24 protein-coding genes are annotated in these 22,898 nt (G+C 56.5%); 9 read left to right on the top strand and 15 right to left on the bottom strand.

All coding sequences use genetic code 11. The features are described from left to right. Positions 1 to 28: 28 nt before the first annotated feature. Positions 29 to 1,270, top strand: coding sequence for a cytochrome-c peroxidase (locus tag DSM25558_RS11580; RefSeq protein WP_077104897.1), 1,242 nt, complete (start codon positions 29 to 31; stop codon positions 1,268 to 1,270). On the opposite strand, the gene leuB is transcribed toward DSM25558_RS11580, so the two are convergent. The 5 genes from leuB to DSM25558_RS11555 all read right to left on the bottom strand — a co-directional run bounded on the left by leuB (position 1,248) and on the right by DSM25558_RS11555 (position 8,127). Beyond that, entirely contained in the window at positions 1,248 to 2,363 is a 1,116-nt protein-coding gene (gene leuB, locus DSM25558_RS11575; RefSeq protein WP_077104895.1) for a 3-isopropylmalate dehydrogenase, read from the bottom strand. The genes DSM25558_RS11580 and leuB overlap by 23 nt on opposite strands. 192 nt (positions 2,364 to 2,555) lie before the next feature. Then, positions 2,556 to 3,161: a 3-isopropylmalate dehydratase small subunit gene (gene leuD, locus DSM25558_RS11570; RefSeq protein ID WP_077104893.1), complete on the bottom strand. Its 606-nt coding sequence runs from the start codon at positions 3,159 to 3,161 to the stop codon at positions 2,556 to 2,558. A 169-nt stretch (positions 3,162 to 3,330) separates the two neighbouring features. After that, positions 3,331 to 3,837, bottom strand: a complete 507-nt coding sequence (locus DSM25558_RS11565) for a GNAT family N-acetyltransferase (protein ID WP_077104891.1) — start codon at positions 3,835 to 3,837, stop codon at positions 3,331 to 3,333. Positions 3,838 to 4,072: 235 nt separating this feature from the next. Then, positions 4,073 to 5,893: a translational GTPase TypA gene (typA, locus tag DSM25558_RS11560; RefSeq protein ID WP_077104889.1), complete on the bottom strand. Its 1,821-nt coding sequence runs from the start codon at positions 5,891 to 5,893 to the stop codon at positions 4,073 to 4,075. Between the two features lie 167 nt (positions 5,894 to 6,060). Then, positions 6,061 to 8,127 (bottom strand): M3 family metallopeptidase, encoded by a 2,067-nt coding sequence (locus tag DSM25558_RS11555; protein ID WP_077105006.1) that lies wholly within the window; start codon positions 8,125 to 8,127, stop codon positions 6,061 to 6,063. 147 nt (positions 8,128 to 8,274) lie between these two features. Between DSM25558_RS11555 and DSM25558_RS11550 the strand changes: the two genes are divergently transcribed. Together DSM25558_RS11550 and DSM25558_RS11545 are read left to right on the top strand one after the other, a co-directional pair. Further along, positions 8,275 to 8,745 carry a MarR family winged helix-turn-helix transcriptional regulator gene (locus DSM25558_RS11550; RefSeq protein WP_077104887.1) on the top strand — a complete coding sequence of 157 codons (471 nt, stop codon included), beginning with the start codon at positions 8,275 to 8,277 and terminating at the stop codon, positions 8,743 to 8,745. Positions 8,746 to 8,762: 17 nt separating this feature from the next. Further along, complete coding sequence (locus tag DSM25558_RS11545; RefSeq protein ID WP_077105005.1) at positions 8,763 to 9,941, top strand: multidrug effflux MFS transporter; 1,179 nt, start codon at positions 8,763 to 8,765, stop codon at positions 9,939 to 9,941. Positions 9,942 to 9,987: 46 nt separating this feature from the next. Here the strand turns inward: DSM25558_RS11545 and DSM25558_RS11540 are convergent, their stop codons facing one another. Then, positions 9,988 to 11,211 (bottom strand): argininosuccinate synthase, encoded by a 1,224-nt coding sequence (locus DSM25558_RS11540; protein ID WP_077105004.1) that lies wholly within the window; start codon positions 11,209 to 11,211, stop codon positions 9,988 to 9,990. A gap of 244 nt (positions 11,212 to 11,455) precedes the next feature. On the opposite strand from DSM25558_RS11540, the gene DSM25558_RS11535 reads away from it, so the two are divergent. The 5 genes from DSM25558_RS11535 to DSM25558_RS11515 all read left to right on the top strand — a co-directional run bounded on the left by DSM25558_RS11535 (position 11,456) and on the right by DSM25558_RS11515 (position 15,087). Then, positions 11,456 to 12,310, top strand: coding sequence for an SDR family NAD(P)-dependent oxidoreductase (locus DSM25558_RS11535; protein WP_077104885.1), 855 nt, complete (start codon positions 11,456 to 11,458; stop codon positions 12,308 to 12,310). 104 nt (positions 12,311 to 12,414) lie between these two features. Continuing rightward, on the top strand, positions 12,415 to 13,062 hold the full coding sequence (locus DSM25558_RS11530) for a LysE family translocator (RefSeq protein WP_077104883.1): 648 nt from the start codon (positions 12,415 to 12,417) through the stop codon (positions 13,060 to 13,062). A gap of 99 nt (positions 13,063 to 13,161) precedes the next feature. After that, entirely contained in the window at positions 13,162 to 13,701 is a 540-nt protein-coding gene (locus DSM25558_RS11525) for a sigma-70 family RNA polymerase sigma factor (RefSeq protein ID WP_077104881.1), read from the top strand. Continuing rightward, entirely contained in the window at positions 13,698 to 14,414 is a 717-nt protein-coding gene (locus DSM25558_RS11520) for an anti-sigma factor (protein ID WP_077104879.1), read from the top strand. Before DSM25558_RS11525 ends, DSM25558_RS11520 begins: the two co-directional genes overlap by 4 nt. Before the next feature lie 115 nt (positions 14,415 to 14,529). Further along, positions 14,530 to 15,087, top strand: a complete 558-nt coding sequence (locus DSM25558_RS11515; protein ID WP_077104877.1) for a fasciclin domain-containing protein — start codon at positions 14,530 to 14,532, stop codon at positions 15,085 to 15,087. Positions 15,088 to 15,161: 74 nt separating this feature from the next. On the opposite strand, the gene DSM25558_RS11510 is transcribed toward DSM25558_RS11515, so the two are convergent. From DSM25558_RS11510 to DSM25558_RS11480, 7 genes are all read right to left on the bottom strand, one after another. Next, positions 15,162 to 15,956 (bottom strand): ABC transporter ATP-binding protein, encoded by a 795-nt coding sequence (locus tag DSM25558_RS11510; RefSeq protein WP_077104875.1) that lies wholly within the window; start codon positions 15,954 to 15,956, stop codon positions 15,162 to 15,164. After that, positions 15,953 to 16,834, bottom strand: coding sequence for an ABC transporter permease (locus DSM25558_RS11505; RefSeq protein ID WP_077105003.1), 882 nt, complete (start codon positions 16,832 to 16,834; stop codon positions 15,953 to 15,955). Before DSM25558_RS11505 ends, DSM25558_RS11510 begins: the two co-directional genes overlap by 4 nt. 160 nt (positions 16,835 to 16,994) lie before the next feature. Continuing rightward, complete coding sequence (locus DSM25558_RS11500; RefSeq protein ID WP_077104873.1) at positions 16,995 to 17,948, bottom strand: ABC transporter substrate-binding protein; 954 nt, start codon at positions 17,946 to 17,948, stop codon at positions 16,995 to 16,997. A gap of 104 nt (positions 17,949 to 18,052) precedes the next feature. Next, on the bottom strand, positions 18,053 to 19,291 hold the full coding sequence (gene rlmN, locus DSM25558_RS11495; protein WP_077104871.1) for a dual-specificity RNA methyltransferase RlmN: 1,239 nt from the start codon (positions 19,289 to 19,291) through the stop codon (positions 18,053 to 18,055). A gap of 199 nt (positions 19,292 to 19,490) precedes the next feature. Further along, complete coding sequence (locus DSM25558_RS11490) at positions 19,491 to 19,994, bottom strand: invasion associated locus B family protein (RefSeq protein WP_077104869.1); 504 nt, start codon at positions 19,992 to 19,994, stop codon at positions 19,491 to 19,493. A 280-nt stretch (positions 19,995 to 20,274) separates the two neighbouring features. Continuing rightward, a complete protein-coding gene (locus DSM25558_RS11485; RefSeq protein ID WP_077104867.1) occupies positions 20,275 to 20,652 on the bottom strand; it encodes a YkvA family protein in 378 nt (125 codons plus the stop codon). A 51-nt stretch (positions 20,653 to 20,703) separates the two neighbouring features. After that, a complete protein-coding gene (locus tag DSM25558_RS11480) occupies positions 20,704 to 21,009 on the bottom strand; it encodes a 4a-hydroxytetrahydrobiopterin dehydratase (protein ID WP_077104865.1) in 306 nt (101 codons plus the stop codon). An 85-nt stretch (positions 21,010 to 21,094) separates the two neighbouring features. Between DSM25558_RS11480 and DSM25558_RS11475 the strand changes: the two genes are divergently transcribed. Continuing rightward, positions 21,095 to 21,574 carry a low molecular weight protein-tyrosine-phosphatase gene (locus DSM25558_RS11475; protein ID WP_077104864.1) on the top strand — a complete coding sequence of 160 codons (480 nt, stop codon included), beginning with the start codon at positions 21,095 to 21,097 and terminating at the stop codon, positions 21,572 to 21,574. Here DSM25558_RS11475 and thpR read toward each other — a convergent pair. Together thpR and DSM25558_RS11465 are read right to left on the bottom strand one after the other, a co-directional pair. Beyond that, positions 21,508 to 22,101: an RNA 2',3'-cyclic phosphodiesterase gene (thpR, locus tag DSM25558_RS11470; RefSeq protein WP_077104862.1), complete on the bottom strand. Its 594-nt coding sequence runs from the start codon at positions 22,099 to 22,101 to the stop codon at positions 21,508 to 21,510. The two genes, DSM25558_RS11475 and thpR, sit on opposite strands and share 67 nt — an antisense overlap. 68 nt (positions 22,102 to 22,169) lie before the next feature. Then, positions 22,170 to 22,817, bottom strand: a complete 648-nt coding sequence (locus DSM25558_RS11465; protein ID WP_077104860.1) for an arylesterase — start codon at positions 22,815 to 22,817, stop codon at positions 22,170 to 22,172. Positions 22,818 to 22,898 lie beyond the last annotated feature (81 nt).

Here is a 22,898-nt window from a genome sequence, read left to right as displayed (position 1 = left end):
CCCAGTTTCATCGATTTCGGCGTCTGCCATGATCAGGCATATCATCTGCGTCATCACTGCAAGTGCGTGTCTCCTGTTGCCCGCCGGTATCGGGACTGGCGATCCTGCGCATAGTGGGGAAGATTACGCCACGCTGGAAAAGCTGGGTGCCGCGCTCTTCCACGATAACAACCTTTCTATGAACCGCACCATGTCCTGCTCCACCTGCCACATGGAGGCGGCAGGCTTTACCGATGCACGCGAGAGCGACAAAGTCGGTCATGATGTGTCTCTGGGGGACGATGGCGGCTCTCTGGGCGACCGCAATGCGCCAAGTGCTGCCTATGCGAAATTCTCGCCACCTTTCGGCAAAAACGCGGCGGGCGAATATGTTGGCGGTCAGTTCTGGGATGGGCGTGCGTCCTCCCTGGAAGACCAGGCCGCTGGCCCTCCGTTGAACCCGATTGAAATGGGCATGCCGGACAAGGCCACTGTCGCGAAGCGGCTGAAGGAAAACCCGGATTATGCAGCAGCTTTCGGCACGCAATTCGGTGGTGATGTATTCAAGACCGATGATGCCGCCTTTGCGGCAATGACCAAGGCGCTCGCTGCCTTTGAGCGTTCCGAGGAGTTTTCGACCTTCGATTCGAAATATGATCGTTTCCTGCGTGGTGAGGAAAAGCTGACGGATCAGGAAGAGCTTGGCCGGGTGCTGATCTCTTCAACCCAGTTTACCAACTGCAATACGTGTCATGAGATCAGAGGTACGAACGGGCTCTCCGATGGCATCTTCACCAACCACAAATATTTCAACATCGGCGTTCCCGCCAACAAGGCTGTCAGGGCAGCGAATGGGGCGAAGCCTGATGCTGTCGATCTTGGGCTGGCACAGAACCCTGCTGTTGCGGGCGATCCGGCACAGCGCGGCAAGTTCAAGGTGCCGACTCTCCGCAATGTCGCTGTGACCGGTCCTTACATGCACAATGGCGTGTTCAAAGATTTGCGCACGGTCGTGCTGTTTTACGTGAAATACAAAAGCAAGAAGCCCAGCCGTCAGATCAACCCTGAAACGGGGCAGGCATGGGATGCGCCTGAGGTGGCTGACAATATCGCCATGACGGAGCTGACGGCGGCACCCGCGCTGGATGACAAGCGGGTGGATGCTATCGTCGCGTTTTTGAAAACGCTGACCGACAAAAGATATGAACATCTCTTATCTGAGAATAATGCTGGGCAAGGCGCAACGCCCCCTGCCCAGCCGGTCTCTCTTACGCCGCCAAAAGCGCCTTGAATTCTGCCAATACTGCGTCACCCATTTCAGACGTGCTGACCTGACGGCTGCCATCTGAGACGATGTCTGCGGTGCGGATGCCCTTGTCCAGCACGTTGGCGATGGCTGTTTCCAGCTTGGTGGCTTCATCCACCATGTTGAACGAGTAGCGCAGGCACATGGCAAAGGACGCGATCATAGCGATCGGGTTGGCGATGCCCTTGCCGGCAATGTCAGGGGCAGAGCCATGCACAGGCTCATACATCGCCTTTCGCTTACCGGTCTTGGCATCCGGCGCGCCAAGCGAGGCCGATGGCAGCATGCCGAGAGAGCCTGTCAGCATAGCGGCCACGTCGGAGAGCATGTCGCCGAACAGATTGTCGGTAACGATGACGTCGAACTGCTTTGGCTTGCGCACCAGCTGCATGCCACCGGCGTCGGCCAACATATGCTCCAGCTGCACGTCCTTGTATTTCGCCGCGTGGGTTTCGGTGACGACCTGGTTCCACAACACGCCCGACTTCATGACGTTGCGCTTTTCCATGGAGCAGACGCGGTTGTCGCGGGTGCGTGCCAACTCGAAGGCAACGCTGGCAATGCGCTCGATTTCGAACGTGTCATAGATCTGGGTGTCGATGCCGCGCTTCTGGCCGTTGCCGAGATCGATAATCTGCTTCGGCTCGCCGAAATAAACGCCGCCCGTCAATTCACGAACGATGAGGATATCGAGACCTTCGACCAGTTCCTGCTTCAGCGAGGACGCGGCAGCGAGCGCCGGGTAGCAGATCGCCGGGCGCAGGTTTGCGAACAGCTCCAAATCCTTGCGCAGGCGCAGGAGACCGGATTCGGGTCTTACCTCGTACGGAACACCATCCCACTTGGGGCCGCCAACGGCGCCGAACAGAATGGCGTCTGCCGCGAGCGCCTTTTCCATGTCTGCGTCGGAAATTGCCACGCCATGGGCATCATAGGCGCTGCCGCCGACGAGGCCTTCTTCGGTCGTAAAGCCTGCGGCCTTTTCGCTGTTCAGATAATCGATCAGCTTGCGGACCTCAGCCATGGCTTCGGGGCCGATGCCGTCACCGGGCAGCAGGAAAAGCGTGCGCACTGTCATGAAAACCCTCCTTGGCCACGCCGCAAAACCTTGTTTGGTTTAAGCGGCAGGCGCGTCAAAATCCTTTTCCCGCAACGTCAATCGTTGCGGGGTGCGGGCTTCTTAGCCTTGCAGATGGCCTATTTCAAGGAAGGCAAGAGGCGATTCGGTACGGGTGGAGATCAAACCGGCTCTGAATGCGGGCGGAAGCGATTAGGCCCAGGGGCGGGCGGAGGCATTGCTTTTCTCGAACGTATCAATGGCACCGGCATGTTCCAGCGTCAGGCCGATATCGTCGAGGCCGTTCAACATGCAGTGACGCTTGAACTCATCGAGTTCGAACGAGATCGTGCCGCCATCAGGGCCGCTGATTTCGAGATTTTCCAGATCGACGGTGACAACGGCGTTGGAGCCGCGCGATGCGTCATCCATCAGCTTTTCCAGATTTTCCGGGCTGACGACGATCGGCAGAATGCCGTTCTTGAAACAGTTGCTGTAGAAAATATCGGCAAAGCTGGTGGAGATGACGCAGCGAATGCCGAAATCCAGCAGCGCCCACGGCGCATGTTCACGCGACGAACCGCAGCCGAAATTATCACCAGCCACGAGAATCTGCGCGTTCTGATAGGCGGGCTTGTTCAAAATGAAATCCGGGTTGGGCGAACCATCCTCCAGATAGCGCGATTCTGCGAACAAGCCGGTGCCGAGGCCGGTGCGCTTGATGGTTTTGAGATAGTCCTTCGGAATGATCATATCCGTGTCGATGTTAACGACCGGCATGGGGGCGGCAACACCCGTCAGTTTGGTGAACTTTTCCATCTCTCACTCCGAAATCTTACTGATAGCAGGGCCATAATAAACGCCTACTGCGGCAATAGCGCACAATCGCGTGTATTTGAAGGCCAAACCGAGCCTGCATGGTACACCTGTCGAAACATAGAGACGTCAGGATGCGTTTGCTTGAAAAACAGGTGAGGGATCGGGAGTTTTAGTGCCAGACGTAGCCGAGCTTACGCAATTGGGTGCCGTCAAAATCTTCCATGCCTTCCGCCACGTCCTTGCCGCCATGCGAGCGAAAGAAACGGCTGGCGACATCGCTATCTTCAAGGCACCACACGACGACACCATTGCAGCCGAGAGATTTCAGCAGACGCCGTGCCTCGATGAAAAGCACGGAGCCGAGCCCCATACCCTGATATTCAGGCCGCAGATAAATCTCGTAGATTTCGCCATCATAGGGAAGGCCACGCGCACGGCTGAGGCCCAGTGTTGTGTATCCCGCAACAACGCCGGAAATTTCTACGACCAGCATGGTGGCCGAACCGCGTGTTGCTTTGCGCCACCACATCTCATTGCGGCGGTCCAGCATTTGCCGAAGTGGCTTATGGGGAATGAGACCCGCATAGGCCTGCTGCCAGGACGATCTGTGCGCGTCGGAAATGGCGCGCGCATCGTCCGGCTCTGCTCGGCGAATGTCTATGGATAACGTTTTCATAACGCGATTCTGATCCCGACGGGGAAAACTTACCAGCCATAAAGGTTAACGGCGTGAAGCTTACCCACAGCCTATTCATGTGGATGATGCCAGAAAATTAACGCTATATTTACCATTGAGGCAAGCGCCGTCCGACTCAGTCCCGGGAATAAATGCCGGGTGCGTAAAGAAGAGGCCAGATAACAAAAAACCCGGCGCGGAGGCCGGGTTCTTGATTTAGAAACTCTGTCAGAAATCAGCCAGCAAGCTTTGCCTTGTCGAAACGCTTGCGATCGTTGGCGTCCAGGAACATCTTGCGCAGACGGATGGACTTTGGCGTCACTTCCATCAGCTCATCGTCCTGAATCCACGACAGAGCGCGGTCAAGGGTCATGCGGATCGGAGGCGTCAGCTTCACGGCTTCATCCTTACCGGCGGCGCGGATGTTGGTGAGCTGCTTGCCCTTGAGAACGTTGACTTCGAGGTCGTTGTCGCGTGTGTGAATGCCGATGATCATGCCAGCATAAACCTTTTCGCCGGGCTCGATCATCATCGGGCCGCGATCTTCAAGGTTGAACATGGCGTAGGCAACAGCTTCACCGGAACCGTTCGACAACAGAACGCCCTGGACGCGACCAGCGATAGCACCCTTGAACGGCTGGTAGGAGTGGAACAGACGGTTCATGATTGCCGTGCCGCGTGTATCCGTCAAAAGTTCGGACTGGTAGCCGATGAGGCCACGCGTTGGAGCCAGGAACTTCAGGCGAACGCGGTTGCCGCCGGATGGACGAAGCTCGGTCATTTCTGCCTTGCGCTCGGACATCTTCTGAACAACGATGCCGGAATGCTCTTCATCCACGTCGATCACGACTTCTTCGATCGGCTCGATGGTCTGGCCGTTCTCGTCCTTCTGCATCACAACGCGCGGACGCGAAACAGCAAGCTCGAAGCCTTCGCGACGCATAGTCTCGATGAGAACGGCAAGCTGCAATTCGCCACGGCCGGACACGAAGAACGAATCCTTGCCTTCGGCTTCTTCGATCTTCAGCGCCACGTTGCCTTCGGCTTCCTTGTAGAGACGATCGCGGATAACGCGCGACGTAACCTTGTCGCCTTCGGTGCCGGCCAGCGGCGAGTCGTTAACGATGAAGGACATCGTTACCGTTGGCGGATCGATTGGCTGTGCGGTCATGGCTTCGGTAACCGAAGGATCACAGAACGTGTCGGCGACGGTGCCCTTGGAGAGACCGGCGATGGCAACGATGTCGCCTGCATGGGCTTCATCGATGGCTGTGCGCTCGATGCCGCGGAAAGCGAGGATCTTCGAAATACGACCAGTTTCGATGATCTTCCCATCCTGGCCCAGAACCTTGACGGCCTGGTTCGGCTTGATCGAACCGGATGCGATACGACCGGTGATGATGCGGCCGAGGAAGGGGTTGGCTTCGAGGATCGTGCCGATCAGACGGAACGGACCTTCTTCAACCGTTGGCTCAGGCACGTGCTTGAGAACGAGATCGAGCAACGGTGCCAGACCTTCGTCCTTCGGGCCTTCCGGGTTGACGTTCATCCAGCCATCGCGACCGGAGCCGTAAAGGATCGGGAAGTCGAGCTGCTCGTCGGTCGCATCGAGGTTCGCGAAAAGGTCGAACACTTCGTTGATGACTTCTTCGTGGCGGCCATCGGGACGGTCGATCTTGTTGATCGCGACGATCGGGCGGAGACCAACCTTGAGCGCCTTGGATACGACGAACTTGGTCTGCGGCATTGGGCCTTCAGACGAGTCGACCAGAACGATCGCGCCGTCCACCATCGACAGGATACGCTCGACTTCACCACCGAAGTCGGCGTGGCCGGGGGTGTCTACGATGTTGATGCGAACACCCTTCCACTCGACAGACGTCGCCTTGGCGAGAATGGTGATGCCGCGTTCTTTTTCCAGGTCGTTACTGTCCATGACGCGCTCTGCAACGCGCTGGTTTTCGCGGAACGAACCGGACTGTTTCAGAAGCTCGTCAACGAGCGTCGTTTTGCCATGGTCAACGTGCGCGATAATCGCGATGTTGCGAATTGCCATTGTTTAATATCTCTGAAGTTGGGGCGTCATATCTTAGATGCGCCAATTTAGTCTGGCGGGCCTATAACCTTTTTTTTGCAAATGCGAAAGGGGGGCAACCACATAAGCCCCTTGCAGAAACGCCGTATCAGAGTTTTATGACAGTTTTCGGGTGCCTTCTGCCAAGCTCAACCAGTAACAAGGCCGCGCTTTTGCAACATCGCATCGGGGCTTGGCATCTTGCCACGAAACGCCTGATAGGTTTCTTCCGCATCAATAGAGCCGCCGACGGCGTAGATGTTGTCCTTCAACTTGCGGGCCATTTCGGCGTTGAAGGGGTCGCCAGTTTCTTCGAAGGCCGCAAAGGCATCTGCATCGAGAACCTCCGACCACATGTAGGAATAGTAGCCCGCTGAATATCCATCGCCTGAAAAGACGTGCTGGAAATGCGGCGTCGCGTGGCGCATAACGATGGATTTCGGCATGTTGAGCGATGCCAGAATTTCGGTCTGTACCGCCATCGGGTCATCGACGGTACCGCGTGTATGGAAGGCCATATCGACCAGTGCCGACGAGGTAAATTCGACCGTGTTGAAGCCGGCATTGAAGGTTTGGGCGGCCAGAACCTTGTCCAGCAGTGCCTTTGGCATCGGAGCGCCGGTCTCGTAGTGAAGGGCATATTTCTCAAGGATTTCAGGCACGGTCAGCCAGTGTTCGTAAAGCTGCGATGGCAGTTCCACGAAATCACGGGAGACGCCTGTTCCCGAAACCGATGGGTAGGTCACGTTGGATAGCATGCCGTGCAACGCATGGCCGAATTCGTGAAACAGTGTGCGGGCATCGTCCAGAGAGAGCAACGCTGGCTTGCCCTGTGATGGTTTGGCAAAATTGCAGACATTGTAGATGATCGGCAATTCACCAACCGTACCGTTCTTCAGGGGCAGCTTGTGCTGAGACTGGAACGCGCTCATCCATGCGCCGGAACGTTTCGATGGCCGGGCGAAGAAATCGCCGAGGAACATGGCGACAAGGTCGCCCGGTTCATTGCGAATTTCGAATGTGCGGACATCCGGGTGGTAAGCGGTGACATCTTTAAGCTCGACGGCACGGATGCCGAAAAGCCTTTGTGCCACGTCGAGGCAGGCTTCGATGATCTTTTCCAGCTGTAAATAGGGCTTAAGCTCGGCCTCGGAAAAACTGAATTTTTTCGCCCGCAGTTTTTCGGCGTAATGACGCCAGTCCCACGGCATGACATCGTGGTTTTTGCCTTCATCTCTGATGACGGCTGCCAGTTCGGTCTCTTCTTCACCGGCGCACTCGACAGCTTTTTCCCAAACCTGGGTCAAAAGCGCGTTCACGGCATCCGGCGTTTTCGCCATGGTGTTATCCAGCTTGTAAGAAGCGAAATTTACGTAGCCGAGAAGCTTTGCTTTTTCGTCACGCAGTTCCAGCGTTCGCTTCACCGTTTCGCGATTGTCGGTCTCTCCACCATTCTCACCGCGGGCGACCCAAGCCTTGAAGGCTTGCTCCCGCAAATCGCGGCGTTCGGAAAATGTCAGGAACGGTTCGATGATGGAGCGCGACAGGGTGACGGCGAATTTGCCGTCTTCGCCATGCTCGCGCGCAGCACCCGCCATGGAATCTTTCAGAAAATCGGGGATGCCTGCGAGCTCGTCTTCTTCGGTAAGAAGCAGTTTCCAGCTTTTCTCGTCCGCGAGAACATTCTGTCCGAATTTTGCGCCGAGCCCGGCCAGTTCCTCGTTGATGGCGGCCAGCCGTTCCTGATGGTCTTTGGCAAGCTTGGCACCGGCGCGCACGAAGCCCTTCCAGTGACGTTCGAGAACGCGCAGTTCTTCACCGGTGAGGGCCAATTCGTCGCGTTTCTCCCACAACGTGTCGATGCGCTTGAACAGCGCTTCGTTCATGCCAATTTTCGAATAATGCCGCGACATTTTCGGAGCAATATCGCGCTCCAGTGCCTGAATATCGGGGTTGGTGTGAGCGCCAGCCTTGTTCCAGAATAACGCAGATACACGTGACAATACATCACCGGCAACTTCGAGAGCGACAATGGTATTGGCAAAACTCGGTGCCTCGGCATTATCGGCAATCGCGTCGATTTCTGCATCATGTGCTGCGAGCGCGGTTTCGAAGGCACCGGCAAAGTCCTCGTCCCTGACAGCGTCGAACCGGGGTAGCCCGTTCGTCCCGTTCCAGTCCGTGATGGCGGAATATTGGGCTGTGGTCGATGTCATCGGTTCGTCCTCATGCAGATGCTGTTCATGCGCCATATGGGCATGGCTACGAGTGCGTTTCAATATCTAGGGATCAACAACATGCGCTGTCCCTTGCCAGATGGCCGCATAGTTTTTAGTAAGGAACGCTTATGAAACAGGTGATGCATGGCCACTTCGACTGAAAAAGAATCGCTGGCATTCCTGCTCAACAGCAGTGTCCGGTTTCTGAACAGCGCTTTCGAGCGTCGCATCAGCGACGCGGGACTTGGCCTGACACCGGGTGAGGCGAGGGCGCTTTTGACCGTTGCTGCCATCGATGGCAGCAAGCAGGCCGATATCGCCACGCGCATCGGGCTCGAGCCAATGACGGTGTGCACCTATCTCGACAGGCTGGAATCGCTCGATCTGGTTGAAAGACGCCCGAACCCGGATGACCGTCGTTCCAAGTGCATCTACCTGACGCAAACGTCCTCTGATCTGCTGCTTGCTGTTCGTGAAGAGGTCGGCCTGTTGATAGATCAGGCGGCCAGCGGTTTTGACGAGGGTGATTTTGAGAAATTTCACGCGCTTCTGACGATTATGCAGAAAAATCTGCAAACCGCAGTCAGCGACAAAAACCAGCAGAACCCTTTATGAACGTCACCACTCCGGCCATGACGGTTCGCCGCACCGCAATTCTCGGTGCCATGCTTACCGCACTTGGCCCTGTCTCGATGGCGATTTACACGCCTGCCATGCCTGAACTCGTGAGAGCGTTTGCGACGACGGAATCGGCCATCAAGATGAGCTTGACGCTCTATTTCGGTGGCTTTGCCGTTGCCCAGCTTGTTTCAGGCGCGATGTCGGATGCGTTTGGCCGTCGCAAGGCGACCATTCTGTTTCTCCTGATTTACCTCGTGGGTGGAGCGCTTGCAGCTTTCGCGGCCAATGTCGACACTCTGCTTGCCGCGCGCCTCATTCAGGGGATAGGGGCGTCGGTGGGCGTGACCGTCGCCCGCGCCGTGGTGCGAGATCAGTATAGCGGGCCACAGGCAACCCGCATTCTCAACCTCATCGGCATCATGCTGGCGGTCGGTCCGGCGGCGGGGCCGACGATTGGTGGCTTGTCGTTGCTGGCCTTCGGTTGGCAATCGGTCTTCGCCTTGATGCTCGCTTTCGGACTGATATCGATTACCACCATTGTCTTTTGTCTTCGCGAAACGACGGTGCCGGACCCGAGCCGTCTTCGTCCGTCACGCCTTCTCAGTGCTTATGATGAGCTTCTGGCATCGTCACGGTTTTTGTTGTCGGCGCTGGTGTTAGGCGGGTCGGTCGGCGCACTTTACGCCCAATCGACCATGCTGCCTTTCGTCCTCATCAACGAAGTCGAGCTTTCCCCGACAGAATTCGGTGTGGGTATGCTGATGCAATCGGGATCTTACTTCTTCGGCTCGATTGCCCTGCGCCTCCTTGCGCAAAAAATCGGAGACCGGCGCGCGCCGGTGATCGGTGTTTCCCTGTCGGCTCTGGGCGGCCTGTTGATTTTTCTATCCGTCCATCTCGTCACGCCCTCTTTCCTGTCCATCATGACCCCGGTGGCCGTGGCAACATTCGGGCTTGCGCTTTTGACCCCCTACATCATCACCGCCGGAATGACGCAGTTCCCCCATATTGCAGGGTCTGCATCAGCCATGATGGGTTTTATCCAAATGAGCGCGGGTTTTGCAGCCGGGATCGCAGCCTCGCTGTTCGGGTCACCCTTGGTGGGCTTCGGTACCATCATTCCGCTGATGGAACTGAGTGCGGCTGCAAGCTATATTGGTTTCGTCATCATATCGCGTAGGCAGACATGAAAAAGCCCCGGAGAACCGGGGCTTTCAACGTCATTTCTGTAACAGCTTACTTGCTAAGGTTGCGCTTGGCCAGCGTGCGAAGGCGCAGCGCGTTGAGCTTGATGAAGCCTGCCGCATCTTTCTGGTCGTATGCACCCTGGTCGTCCTCGAAGGTAACCAGCTTGTCGGAGTAGAGCGACTTGTCGCTCTCGCGGCCGGTGACCATGACATTGCCCTTGTAAAGCTTCAGCGTTACCTCACCGTCGACATGTTCCTGGCTCTTGTCGATCAGGGCCTGCAACATTTCGCGCTCTGGCGAGAACCAGAAGCCGTAATAGATGAGTTCCGCATAGCGCGGCATGATCTCATCCTTGAGGTGAGCGGCACCGCGGTCAAGCGTGATGGATTCGATGGCGCGGTGAGCGGTGAGCAGGATCGTGCCGCCGGGTGTCTCGTAAACGCCACGGCTCTTCATGCCGACATAACGGTTCTCAACCAGATCGAGACGTCCGATGCCGTTGTCGCGACCGTAATCGTTGAGTGCGGCCAGAAGCGTTGCCGGCGACATTTCAACGCCATTGATGGAGACGGCATCACCCTTGCGGAAACCAACCTTGATGACGGTTGCCTTATCGGGCGCTGCTTCCGGGGAAATAGTGCGCATGTGCACGTATTCGGGTGCTTCAACCGCCGGGTCTTCCAGAACCTTGCCCTCGGACGACGAGTGCAGAAGGTTGGCGTCAACGGAAAATGGAGCCTCGCCCTTCTTGTCCTTGGCAACCGGAATCTGGTGCTGTTCGGCGAAGTTCAAAAGATCGGTACGGCTCTTGAATTCCCAGTCACGCCATGGGGCGATGATCTTGATATCCGGGTTCAGCGCATAGGCCGAAAGCTCGAAACGAACCTGGTCGTTGCCTTTGCCGGTCGCACCGTGTGCGATGGCATCGGCGCCGGTCTTCTTGGCGATGTCGATCAGGTGCTTGGAAATCAGCGGGCGGGCAATCGAGGTGCCGAGCAGGTAGACGCCTTCGTAAACGGCGTTGGCGCGGAACATCGGGAAGACGAAATCGCGCACGAATTCTTCGCGCACATCCTCAACGAAGATTTCCTTGATGCCCATCATCTCGGCCTTTTTACGGGCAGGCGCCAGCTCTTCGCCCTGGCCGAGATCGGCGGTGAAGGTCACCACTTCGGCGTTCAGTTCGGTCTGGAGCCATTTGAGAATAATGGAGGTATCAAGTCCGCCGGAATAGGCGAGAACGACTTTCTTTACGTCTTTTGGAAGGGCCATCAATGAAATCCATTTGCGTGTCGGCGACATCAGGATATCGCCATTTTCCTTGGGATTTCGGCACTTTTAGCGAGTTTATCGGCGTGTGCAACAAAAATGCAAAGCGGCATGCGGTTGGAGCGCTTTCATCTTCATGTGACTTAGAGGGCCGATAAGACTAGACTGCACATCGCGTCAGTAGAGCGCATGGTTCCATGGAACGTCGCTGCCGGAGATTTGAAGCGGCAGCGAAAAGGAGAAACCAATGACGATCCTTCACAACGCATTCGCACAAGACAATGTCGCCGTCGTCACCGGCGCAGCATCCGGCATCGGCCTTGCCGCTGCCCGCAAATTCGCCAGTTTCGGCATGAGCGTTGTGCTTGTTGACCTCGATGGTGAGAGGCTTGCCGCTGCACAAAGCGAGATCGCCATGCTTGCCGAGAATGGCAATGAGCAGATTGTCTCCATTCCAACAGATGTTTCGAAACTCGATGAGCTGGAGGCGCTGGAGCGCGCGGTTATTCAGCGGTTCGGGCGCGTGCATGTGCTGATGAACAATGCGGGCGTGCAGCCAGGCAGCGCCATCTTTGGCCCGCAGGCAAACTGGGACAAGGTTTTCGGCGTCAACCTGATGGGCGTGGTCAACGGAAGCCGTGTCTTCGGCTCCGGCATGCTGGCCCATGGTGAGCCGGGCCTCATCATCAACACCGGCTCCAAGCAGGGCATCACCACGCCACCGGGTGATCCCGCTTACAACGTGTCCAAGGCAGGCGTGAAGGCATTCACCGAGGCCTTGGAGTATGAATTGAGAAACGCACCGAACGGCCATGTTTCGGCACATCTTCTCATCCCCGGCTTCGTCTTCACCGGCCTGACCGCCAATGGCCGGACGGAAAAGCCGTCGGGCGCTTGGACAGGTGAACAGACGGTCGATTTCATGATCGATAGCATCGGCAATGGTGATTTCTACATCCTATGCCCGGATGGCGAAGTGGATCGCAAGACGGACGAGAAACGCATCCTCTGGGCGGCAAACGATCTGGTGGAAAATCGCCCACCTCTATCGCGCTGGCACGAAGATTACAGCGATGATTTCAAGTCCTATCTGAAAAGCTGATCTGCCTGCCGCGCCTTCGGGTGCGGTCTCGTTTTGTCTGGCTTGGCAGGCTCTGGAAACGGCGTTATGAACATGCATCAAACCCTTGAAAGTGTGGTGCCGCCGTGGATTTCATACCGAGCCTGCCGACCATGATTGCCTTCACCGTCGCCATCCTGCTTCTGGCGGTGACGCCGGGCCCTGATATGACCTTATGGATTAGCCGATCCTTGCGTGAAGGACGGGCATCCGGTTTCATGACGCTGGTCGGCACCAATTTGGGCATTACAGTGCATACGATGCTTGTTGCCTTTGGCGTGGCGGCGCTTATCGTTGCCTCGCCGACGGCCTTTATGGTGTTGAAAACGGGTGGTGCCGCCTATCTCGTCTGGCTGGCCATTCAGGCCATCCGCAAAGGGTCCAATTTCGTCATGGAGCGCCCTCGGGATCAGAAGGCGCAGGCCTCGCTGACCTCCGCATTGCTCAACGGCATCTGGGTCAATCTGCTGAACCCGAAAGTCATCATTTTCTTCATGACGTTCCTGCCGCAATTCGTCAGCGCGTCCGATCCGCATGTGACGGGAAAACTGATTTTCCTGGGCCTCTGGTCGATCGTTGTTGCCTTACCGATTGGCATCGGCATCGTCGTGGCTGCCGACCGCCTGTCGGGATGGCTGCAAAGCAACGCCAAAGTTCTGCGCGGTCTCGATTATACGATTGCGGGCGTCTTCTCAGTTTTTGCCGCAAAGATTTTTTTCACGCAGGCCCAGTAATCTTTCGTCGAAACCATTGGAAAGCGGTGCTTGCTTTTTAGGCAACACCCTGCCAGCTTGCGATCCATTCGGGAACTGGCCTTCTGGCGGGATGGAGCGATGCGGCAAGACGACCTGAGCACGCTGATCGGCCTTGTCGCCTTGGCAGACCGCAGTGCATTTGCTTCCCTTTATAAGCGCACGAGCTCGAAACTTTTCTCGATATGCCTTCGTATACTCAAAGACCGTACAGACGCCGACGAAGCTTTGCAGGAGGTTTATGTCAAAATCTGGCAGCGTGCACGGCTGTTTTCCGCCACCTCCGGCACAGCCGACGTGTGGCTGGCAGCCATTGCCCGCAATCAGGCGATAGACATCATCCGTGCGCGCAAGCCTATAGCCAGCGAGCTGGACGACGTTCCTGATCTGGTCGATACAGGACCGGATCCGGAGCAGGCGATGCTGCGAAAGGATGAAGGACGCAGCATAGATTTGTGTCTGGGTGAGCTGGAGGAAAGCAGGGCTAACGCTGTCCGGCAAGCCTATGTGGAGGGAATGAGCTATCAGGAACTGGCGCAGCATTATGCCGTGCCCTTGAATACGATGCGAACGTGGTTGAGGCGTAGTCTCATCAAGCTGAAAGAGTGCATGGAGCGATGACGAAACCTGACGACAGCGACATTCCAAGGGACGACGTGATCGCCGCCGAATATGTGCTTGGCGTGTTGTCTGCGGACGACCGTCGGCAGGTGGAGAAGCGTATGCGTTCCGAAGACGCATTTGCGCAAAACATACGCCAGTGGGAAGCGCATCTTTCTGGTCTCAACGAAGAGTACAAGCCGGTTCCCCCGAATGCTGCGACCTATCCTGCGATTGAGACGCGTCTTTTCACATCTGAGGTCAAGCCAGGCTTCCTGCCATCGCTATGGGGCTCGCTCGCCTTCTGGCGTGGCTTCAGCGCGTTGACCACCGCATGCGCGGCTATTGCAGCAATAACCTTCGTGATGCTGCCCCAGCCCCAGCCAAAGTCGCTTCAGATGTCCTATATGGCGGAACTGTCCTCGCCGGACGATCCCATGGCCCTGATGGTGTCCTATGACGCGTCTTCAGGTCGAATGGCACTGACGCCCATGGCGGCGGGCGACAAGGCACAGAAGTCGCTCGAGCTTTGGTTGGTCAAGGCCGATGGCGTGCCCATTTCGCTCGGCCTTGTCGATCCGCAGAAAAACGCCGAAATGACCATTCCGCTCGACATGCGTGAGCAGCTTCACGACGGCATTACGCTTGCCGTCAGCCTGGAGCCCTATGGTGGATCGCCCACCGGCAAGCCGACCGGGCCGGTCATCGCCAGCGGCACGACACGGCAGCTTTAAAAATAATTTAAGGCTGCTGAAACTTTGCCTGAACATGGCCCGTACCTTCTTTTGTACCGGATACGTCACCTGCAACAACGCAGGGACGATTGGCGGGACCAGAGGAGAAAACGCCATGATGAAGTCCAGCCTGCGCATGATCGCGCTTGCCGCAGCCCTTTCGACCGTCGCATTTGCGGCTCAAGCCAAGAACCCTATGGTTGGCGGTGCCGCGATGTACGAAAACAAGAACATCGTTGAAAATGCGATGAATTCGAAGGATCACACCACGCTTGTCGCCGCCGTCAAGGCAGCCGGTCTGGTGGAAACGCTTCAGGGCAAAGGCCCATTCACGGTTTTCGCGCCCACCAACGAAGCCTTCGCAGCTTTGCCGAAGGGCACAGTCGAAACGCTTCTGATGCCTGAGAACAAGGCGAAACTGACGAAAATCCTGACCTGCCACGTCGTTGCTGCCGACGCCATGTCCACTGCCATCGAAAAGATGATCAAGGACGATGGTGGCACCCATGATGTGAAGACAGTTGGTGGCTGTGTGCTGAAAGCCAAATACGACATGAAAAAAATCACGCTGACCGATGAAAACGGCAATGTGGCCCATGTCACCATTGCTGACGTCAAGCAGTCGAACGGCGTCATTCACGTCATCGACAAGGTCTTGCTGCCGAAAATGTAAGTTTCTCTCGGCGCAACGAAACGCCGTGCATCACCCCACGATGCACGGCGTCTTCTTTTGTACGTGAACTGTCCTTAGCCGATCAGCAATTCGTCATCATCAAGGGTCTGCCCGCGTATCTTGCGGAACATCTCGATCAGGTCTTCGACCTGCAAGCCCTTTCGGCTGTCGCCGGATACGTCGAGAACGATCTCACCCGCATGCAGCATGATGGTACGATCGCCATAATCCAGCGCCTGGCGCATGGAATGCGTGACCATCAAAGTCGTCAGCTTGCGCTCTTCCACGACCTTTTGCGTCAGGGCCATCACGAATTCTGCCATGCCTGGGTCGAGTGCAGCCGTGTGTTCGTCCAGCAGCAAAACATCCGAACCCGCAAGCGTCGCCATGACCAGAGAAACCGCCTGCCGTTGACCGCCTGACAGAAGGTCCATGCGGTCTTTCAGCCGGTTTTCGAGGCCAAGATTCAAGGAAGCGATACGCTCCTGAAAAAACGCCCGCCGTCCACCGCCAAGTGCTGGCAGAAGTCCGCGTGTTTTGCCGCGTGCGGCAGCAAGCGCAAGATTTTCTTCGATGGTCAGCGTGCCGCAGCTTCCCGTCAAGGGGTCCTGAAATACGCGGGCCACCTGGCCTGCGCGGTTTGCCGTTGGTTTGCGGGTTACATCCACATTGCCGATGGTGACTTTGCCCGCCGTCGGCAAAACGTCGCCAGCAAGAACGCCCAGTAACGTGGATTTTCCGGCACCGTTGGAGCCGATGACGGTCACGAAAGAACCATCCTCAATGGTCAGATCGACCTTGGCGAGTGCTTTCTTCTCCAGCGGCGTACCGCGTCCGAAGACGACTTGAATGTCGGACAATGAAATCATGATGTTGCTCCCCCACGGCGTAGGCGCGGCAATATCAGCGCCACGGCAACCAGCACGGCAGTCACGAAATTGAGGTCGGAAGCTTTGAGGCCAAGCGCATCGCTTGATAGAGCAAGCTGGATCGCCAGACGATAGGCAATGGAGCCGAGAACGCAGCCGATGAGCGCAATCAAAATGCCGCGTGAGCCAAATAGCGTCTCCCCGATGATGACGGCGGCAAGGCCGACGACGATGGTGCCGACACCGGCGGTCACATCAGCGAAGCCGTTGGTCTGCGCAAACAGGGCGCCACCAAGGGCCACCAACGCATTGGACAGCGCCATGCCGAGATAGATCTGGTTGCCGGTCTTCACACCCTGTGCCCGCGCCATCCTGGCATTCGCACCGGTTGCGCGCATGGCAAGGCCGGCATCGCTTTCCAGAAAACGCCAGACGAGGATGACTGCGATTACTACCAGCACACCGACGAAAAGAGGGCGCAGCAGATAGTCCGCAATGCCGAGACCATAGAACGGCTCGATGACCGTATCCTGATTGAGTAGAGCGACGTTGGGCTTTCCCATCACCCGCAGGTTCACGGAAAACAGCGCGATCATGGTCAGGATCGAGGCTAGAAGATTGAGGATTTTAAAGCGGACATTCAGCACAGCCGTCACCATACCGGCTGCTGCACCGGCAACCATCGCAACGCCTGTTGCAGCCCAAGGATTGAATCCCGCCACGATCAGCACCGCGGCCACCGCAGCGCCAAGCGGAAACGACCCATCGACGGTGAGGTCAGGGAAGTCGAGCACACGAAATGCGAGATAAACGCCGATGGCGACAAAGGCAAAAACCAGCCCCAGTTCAACGGCACCCCAGAAGGCGATTTGGCTCACGGTGAAATGTCCTTGGTTTGCGACCATCCACTCTTTCGTCATGCTCGGCCCCCAGATCAAGTCCGAGGATGTCCCGAGTATCTGCTGCCGTCCAACTTTCATTGAACGTGGGTAGATCCTCGGGACAGGCCCGAGGATGACGGAGAGAGTAGAGGGGGCTTTAGTCGATAATCTTGGTCGCGCGCTTCGTCACGCTCTCAGGGAACGTTACGCCTGCCTTTTCAGCAGCCTTTTTGTTCAAGACGAGATCGGTACCGATGGCAACGGACGCGGGAATATCGCCGGGCTTTTCGCCCTTGAGGATCCGAACGACGACAGCGCCGGTCTGCTTGCCCACGTCGAAATAGTTGAAACCGAGGGCGGCAATTGCACCACGCGCAACGGAATCCGTATCGGCGGCAAACAGCGGAATCTTGGCTTCAGACGCAACGCTGGCTGCGGCTTCGAAGGCCGAGACGATGGTGTTGTCAGTGGGAACGTAGATTACGTCGGCTTTGCCCACCAGGGCGCGGGTTGCGCCCTGCACTTCGGCTGATTTTGTCGCTACGGATTCCACCACCTTCAGACCAGCCTTTTCGGCTTCAGCTTTCAGAAGCTCCAGCGTCGATACGGAATTGGCTTCGGCAGAATTGTAGATGTAGCCGATCGTCTTGGCGTTGGGGGTGATTTCCTTGATCAGCGCCAGATGCTCGGCAACCGGCAGCTTGTCTGAAAGACCCGTGACGTTGCGACCGGGCTTTTCCATGGACTTGATCAGCTGTGCGCCAACCGGATCGGACACGGCGGTGAAGACGATGGGGATATCGCGAGTGGCGGCGACAACAGCCTGCGCAGACGGTGTCGAGATCGGAACAATGACGTTGGGGGCATCGCCAACGAACTGACGCGCGATCTGCGATGCGGTACCGGGATTACCCTGGGCGGACTGGTAGACGAATTTCAGGTTTTCACCTTCCTTATATCCAGCCTCGGCAAGAGCAGCCTTCACGCCATCGCGTGCAGCGTCCAGTGCCGGATGTTCGACGATGGCGGTGACGGCCACGGTCACATCTTGAGCTTTTGCAGGCAGGGCAATGGTCGTCGCGGCGGCGAGCGCCAGAATGAGTGCGCGCATAGGGTATTCCTCCGATTGTTTCGTTTTCTTGGCCCTCTTTAAGAAAGGGTTAAAACGAAATCAATCGCGCAAGGCTGAACGCACCCATCAATTCTTTTTCTTTATCAGTCGTCGGCACCATGATTGGCGATCATCATGGCCTCGAAAGCCATGCGTTCGGTCTTGCGCATCCGCTCGGATTCCGACTTCAACTGGCCGCAAGCTGCCAAGATATCACGCCCGCGCGGAGTGCGGATCGGCGAAGCATAGCCCGCGTGATTGATAAAGTCGGCGAACTTTTCGATCTGCTCCCAGTCGGAACACTGGTAATTCGTGCCCGGCCATGGGTTGAAGGGAATGAGATTGATCTTGGCTGGAACGCCTTTCAGAAGCTGTGTCAACATCTTGGCATCTTCCAGGCTGTCATTAACGTCCTTCAGCATCACATATTCGAAGGTGATGCGGCGCGCATTCGACACGCCGGGATAGTTGCGGCAGGCGTCTATCAGCTCTTTCAGCGGATATTTCTTGTTGATCGGCACCAGCATGTCGCGCAGCTCATCGCGCACCGCATGCAGCGAGATCGCCAGCATCACGCCGATTTCTTCACCGGTGCGGAAGATTTCCGGCACAACGCCGGAGGTGGAGAGCGTGACGCGGCGCTTGGACAGCGACAGGCCGTCACCATCTGTTGCGATCAGCAAAGCAGTTTTCACATGCTCGAAGTTATAAAGCGGCTCGCCCATGCCCATCATCACGATGTTGGAGACCTTACGTCCTTCCGCTGGCATAATCGTGCCTTGCGGCGCTTCACGGTCCGGGAAATCGCCGAGACGATCACGGGCGACCAGAAGCTGCGCCAAAATCTCTTCCGCCGTCAGATTGCGCACCAGACGCTGTGTGCCGGTATGACAGAAGGAGCACGTCAGCGTGCAGCCAACCTGGCTGGAAATGCACAGCGTGCCGCGACCTTCTTCGGGAATATAGACTGTTTCGATCTCAACCGGGCGGCCTGCGCCGCGTGGCGGAAAGCGCATCAGCCATTTGCGAGTGCCATCGTTGGAAACCTGCTCTTCAACGATTTCCGGACGTGCAATGGTAAAGTGGAGTTTCAGCTTTTCGCGCAATTCCTTGGCCACATTGGTCATGTGGTCGAAATCGGAGACGCCGCGTACATAGAGCCAGTTCCAAAGCTGGCTAACGCGCATCTTCGACTGCTTCTGCGTCACGCCGATGTCTATCAGCGCATCGGCCATTTCTTCGCGCGTCATGCCGATCAGCGTCGGCTTTTCGGACATGAGGTCTGCGTTCGAAATCATCGGCGTTTTGACCACCAGATCAGCAGTCGCTTCCAGTACGGACATCGTCTTATCCCATCAGCCATTGCAGAACGGAAAACAGGCCTGAAAGTGAGGCGAAAATCGTCTGCATGTGGAGAAAAATCAACGGCGGGGCACGTTTCGCGCTTCCGCCTGTATTTGTTGCCGCGCCTTTAGCATCAAAACGGCAGAAACGCAAATGGCCGGTCCTGGACCGGCCATCTCAATATCGTATCAGATAGGCTTATTTGCAGCTTTCGATCTGCTTCAAAGCAGCCGAGATGCCGGACAGCGAATAGGAGTAGGTTGTCCCGGTGCCGCGCGCCGATGTCGCCTTGACGGTCATCGATTTGCCGACTTTCATGGCCGCGACAAGGGCGGGCTCTTCGGCGGCGTTTTCAACCCAGGCAGCCTTGTCCTTGGTGAACATCACGAAGTTCTTGTTGTCGATGGTGACGTTGACCTTGGAGCTTTCGCGCAGGGAATAGCCCACCATAGCCTGCGGCTCATAGGAGATATTCTGGCCAGGGCGCTGAGAGACGATGAAGAAAATATCACCGTGGTCAACGCTTGCGGGTTCCTTGGTCGTTGGAATGGAAAGAACATAGCAAACAGTGCTTTTACCCGATTTGTACGAATAAGCACCCCATGCGTTGAACTGCTGGATGCGCGTGGGCGACTGTGCAGAGGCTATGCCGACACTGGTCAACAGAATGGCGACTGCGGTTGCTACACTTCTTACAAACATTGAATTTCCTGCCGGGTTTATTGTCTTCCAGTTGGCCGAACGCTGGCGCCGGGCCGATGCCTAGGTGGGTCCGTCATCATGATATTGGCTAAAGATCGGTTACCAAACCGTCAACACCAACGCTAAAATCCGAGAATTGCACTGCAGTGTAACAGATAAGCGACGTCTAACGGCCGAGAAGCAAACACATGACGTGGCCACGCAATCAGCAATGACACAAAGATTCAGGCAAGAATTTGTCAGGGTTTACCGCAGTTCTGAACAAACAATCACAGAGGCGTTACTCCTGACGCAAACGCTCCAGCGCAGCATCGGCCGCTTCATAGTGTTCCATTTTGATATGGGCACGGATCATGGCAAGGGCTGCGGTCAAAACGGCGATGTCGTCGGTGAAGCCGATAACAGCAAAAACATCCGGCACCACATCCATCGGCATGATGAAATAGCCGAGGGCGGCAAACAAAATACCCTTCGCACGAAACGGTGTCTCACGGTCCATTGCGCAATAATAGGCGGCTGCGGCATCGCGCGCGAAAGGCACTTTGCTCATCACGCGCTTCATCTTCGGCCAGAACTTGGCGCGCACCTGCTGCTCGCGCTCTTCCTGGGTGTCGGGCTCTCCGGGCAGGAGAATTTCACCAATTTTCACGTCATCCATTGTCGTGTGTCCTTTGGTCATGGACCCTATATAGGCGCGCCGCCCGCCCGTTCAATCGCTCCGGCCAGCCGCTGCCTTTTGCATAGCGTTTGCCAGAAGAAAGTCGCGTTCGGTAACGCCTTGGCTGTCATGTGTCGTCAGGCACACTTTGACGCGGGAATAGACATTCGACCATTCTGGGTGATGGTTGAGCTTTTCGGCGACCAATGCGCATTCCGCCATAAAACCGAAGGCTTCTGCGAAGTTCGCGAATTTGTAGGCTTTGACAATTGCGAGGCCATCTTCCCGCAAAGACCATCCCTGCAATTTGGCAAGTTCCCGGTCGATCACATCTCTGTCGAGTTTGACATATTGCATAAGCGTCCCTTTCGTTATCTGTGGATGAGGCGATTCTGCCAAGTCTTATCGCACAACTGCCTCACAGTTTTGCTTTATATGACCTATGAAACGCACAGCCGTCCTTTTTGTTTGCATGGGAAATATCTGCCGCTCGCCATTGGCGGAGGGCATTTTCTCCCATTTGGTCGAAAAACAACATATCGCTGATCTGTTCGTGATCGACTCCGCTGGAACCGGTGGCTGGCATGCCGGCCATCCGCCAGATCCTCGTTCGGTCGCGGTTGCCAACCAGCATGGAATCGATATTTCAGGCCAGAAGGCGCGGCAGGTCAGGGCTGTGGATTTCGTGAACTTCGACCTCATCTTCGCCATGGACGAGGATAATCTCGACCGTCTCCGGGCAAGCTGCCCCGTGCAGTACAAGCACAAAGTCCACCTTTTCAGCCAGTACGCGACTGGCCGAAGGGAGAGCGTTCCAGATCCCTATTATGGTGATGAAGACGGTTTTGAGGCCGTCTACAGCATGCTTTTGGATGGCTGCATCTCCGCGCTGGAAAAGCTGGAAACAGGCCAAGATTCCTGAAGCGGAAAGACCTCTTCAACAATGTAGGGGCCGCCGCCGACCGATTCTTTCGATGACATCAGCACGAAACGACCGACCGTAAAGGGCGATGTGCGAAAATCGCCGCGTCCCGAGAGGTAATGGACCACGTCATCCAGCCGTGAGTTCCTCAGCCGCGCCAGAGTGACGTGCGGCGTGAATTTACGCGGGTCTGGCGGTAAGCCCAGACGCTGGCAAATCCGTTCGATCTCGCCCTGCAGTGCCGTCATTTCCGCAGACGGGGAAACACCGGCCCAGATGGAGTGGGGCTTTTTCGAACCGAATGATCCTATCCCCGTCAGATTGACCGGGAATTCTGGTCTGTCGATCCGGTCAAGCCGGTTGACGACCTCATCAGCGGTGCGACCGTCGATGTCCCCGATAAAGCGTAGGGTGATATGATAATTCTCCACGTCGATCCACCGGGCTCCCGGTAGACCACCGCGCAACAATGAGAGACTCATTGCCGCATTGCGCGGAATTTCGAGGGCGGTAAACAGTCTCGGCATGGCGAGCTCCCCGAATCTTTTGGCAGAACAACCACAGCGAATCATGCAACGCTGTCGGGCGCAAGCGCTTATTTTTTTTGCTCACCGATAGCCTTAATGAAGGCCTCAACCGTCGGCATCGATTTGTCGACCATAACGGCTATGCCCTTGGTGTTGGGATGCATCCGATCTTCCAGTTGCAGGGCCTCGTCCAGCACGACGCCGTCCAAAAAAAACGGGTAGAGCGGCAAGCCATGCTTTTCAGCGAGACGCTGATAAATGGGGTTGAACCGCTTGGCATAATCATCGCCCATATTGGGCGGAGACATGATGCCGATCAGCAGAACCGGAATATTGCGTTTTTGAAAGCCAGAAATGATTGCGTCAAGATTCTTTTCGGTCTCGTCAGGCGAAATGCCACGCAACGCATCATTGGCACCGAGCTCCAGGATGACGCCATCGGTTCCTTCAGGCACCGACCAGTCCGCTCTTGCCAAGCCGCCGGAACTCGTATCACCGGAAACACCGGCATTGGTAATGGTCACATCCACGCCTTTGGCCTTCAGCGCTGCCTCTAATTGGGCTGTGTAGCTGTCCGTCGGCGGCAACTGATATCCTGCCATCAGACTGTCTCCGAGGCCGACGAGTTGTACGGTTTTGGCCTGCGCATGCGCGAGCGCAGGGGCAAGCGCGCAGCAGATGACGAGGAATTGAGCGGCAACAGCTTTAAAACGCATGATGATCTTCCTAATTGTCTGGCAGTGCGAAAACTTTGATTTTCCCAAGGATTGCCATTTCCCTAGATATAGGAACGCGAA

Origin of the sequence: Agrobacterium sp. DSM 25558 (assembly GCF_900100825.1) — a bacterium.
Taxonomy (GTDB): Bacteria; Pseudomonadota; Alphaproteobacteria; order Rhizobiales; family Rhizobiaceae; genus Agrobacterium.
This window is presented reverse-complemented; position numbering and strand designations above follow the sequence as displayed.

Bases quoted from the DNA above. Each gene is read 5' to 3' on its own strand.
- DSM25558_RS11580 (WP_077104897.1), top strand. From the start codon at position 29: ATGATCAGGCATATCATCTGCGTCATCACTGCAAGTGCGTGTCTCCTG.
- leuB (WP_077104895.1), bottom strand. From the start codon at position 2,363: ATGACAGTGCGCACGCTTTTCCTGCTGCCCGGTGACGGCATCGGCCCC.
- leuD (WP_077104893.1), bottom strand. From the start codon at position 3,161: ATGGAAAAGTTCACCAAACTGACGGGTGTTGCCGCCCCCATGCCGGTC.
- DSM25558_RS11565 (WP_077104891.1), bottom strand. From the start codon at position 3,837: ATGAAAACGTTATCCATAGACATTCGCCGAGCAGAGCCGGACGATGCG.
- typA (WP_077104889.1), bottom strand. From the start codon at position 5,893: ATGGCAATTCGCAACATCGCGATTATCGCGCACGTTGACCATGGCAAA.
- DSM25558_RS11555 (WP_077105006.1), bottom strand. From the start codon at position 8,127: ATGACATCGACCACAGCCCAATATTCCGCCATCACGGACTGGAACGGG.
- DSM25558_RS11550 (WP_077104887.1), top strand. From the start codon at position 8,275: ATGGCCACTTCGACTGAAAAAGAATCGCTGGCATTCCTGCTCAACAGC.
- DSM25558_RS11545 (WP_077105005.1), top strand. From the start codon at position 8,763: ATGACGGTTCGCCGCACCGCAATTCTCGGTGCCATGCTTACCGCACTT.
- DSM25558_RS11540 (WP_077105004.1), bottom strand. From the start codon at position 11,211: ATGGCCCTTCCAAAAGACGTAAAGAAAGTCGTTCTCGCCTATTCCGGC.
- DSM25558_RS11535 (WP_077104885.1), top strand. From the start codon at position 11,456: ATGACGATCCTTCACAACGCATTCGCACAAGACAATGTCGCCGTCGTC.
- DSM25558_RS11525 (WP_077104881.1), top strand. From the start codon at position 13,162: ATGCGGCAAGACGACCTGAGCACGCTGATCGGCCTTGTCGCCTTGGCA.
- DSM25558_RS11520 (WP_077104879.1), top strand. From the start codon at position 13,698: ATGACGAAACCTGACGACAGCGACATTCCAAGGGACGACGTGATCGCC.
- DSM25558_RS11515 (WP_077104877.1), top strand. From the start codon at position 14,530: ATGATGAAGTCCAGCCTGCGCATGATCGCGCTTGCCGCAGCCCTTTCG.
- DSM25558_RS11510 (WP_077104875.1), bottom strand. From the start codon at position 15,956: ATGATTTCATTGTCCGACATTCAAGTCGTCTTCGGACGCGGTACGCCG.
- DSM25558_RS11500 (WP_077104873.1), bottom strand. From the start codon at position 17,948: ATGCGCGCACTCATTCTGGCGCTCGCCGCCGCGACGACCATTGCCCTG.
- rlmN (WP_077104871.1), bottom strand. From the start codon at position 19,291: ATGTCCGTACTGGAAGCGACTGCTGATCTGGTGGTCAAAACGCCGATG.
- DSM25558_RS11490 (WP_077104869.1), bottom strand. From the start codon at position 19,994: ATGTTTGTAAGAAGTGTAGCAACCGCAGTCGCCATTCTGTTGACCAGT.
- DSM25558_RS11485 (WP_077104867.1), bottom strand. From the start codon at position 20,652: ATGGATGACGTGAAAATTGGTGAAATTCTCCTGCCCGGAGAGCCCGAC.
- DSM25558_RS11480 (WP_077104865.1), bottom strand. From the start codon at position 21,009: ATGCAATATGTCAAACTCGACAGAGATGTGATCGACCGGGAACTTGCC.
- DSM25558_RS11475 (WP_077104864.1), top strand. From the start codon at position 21,095: ATGAAACGCACAGCCGTCCTTTTTGTTTGCATGGGAAATATCTGCCGC.
- thpR (WP_077104862.1), bottom strand. From the start codon at position 22,101: ATGCCGAGACTGTTTACCGCCCTCGAAATTCCGCGCAATGCGGCAATG.
- DSM25558_RS11465 (WP_077104860.1), bottom strand. From the start codon at position 22,817: ATGCGTTTTAAAGCTGTTGCCGCTCAATTCCTCGTCATCTGCTGCGCG.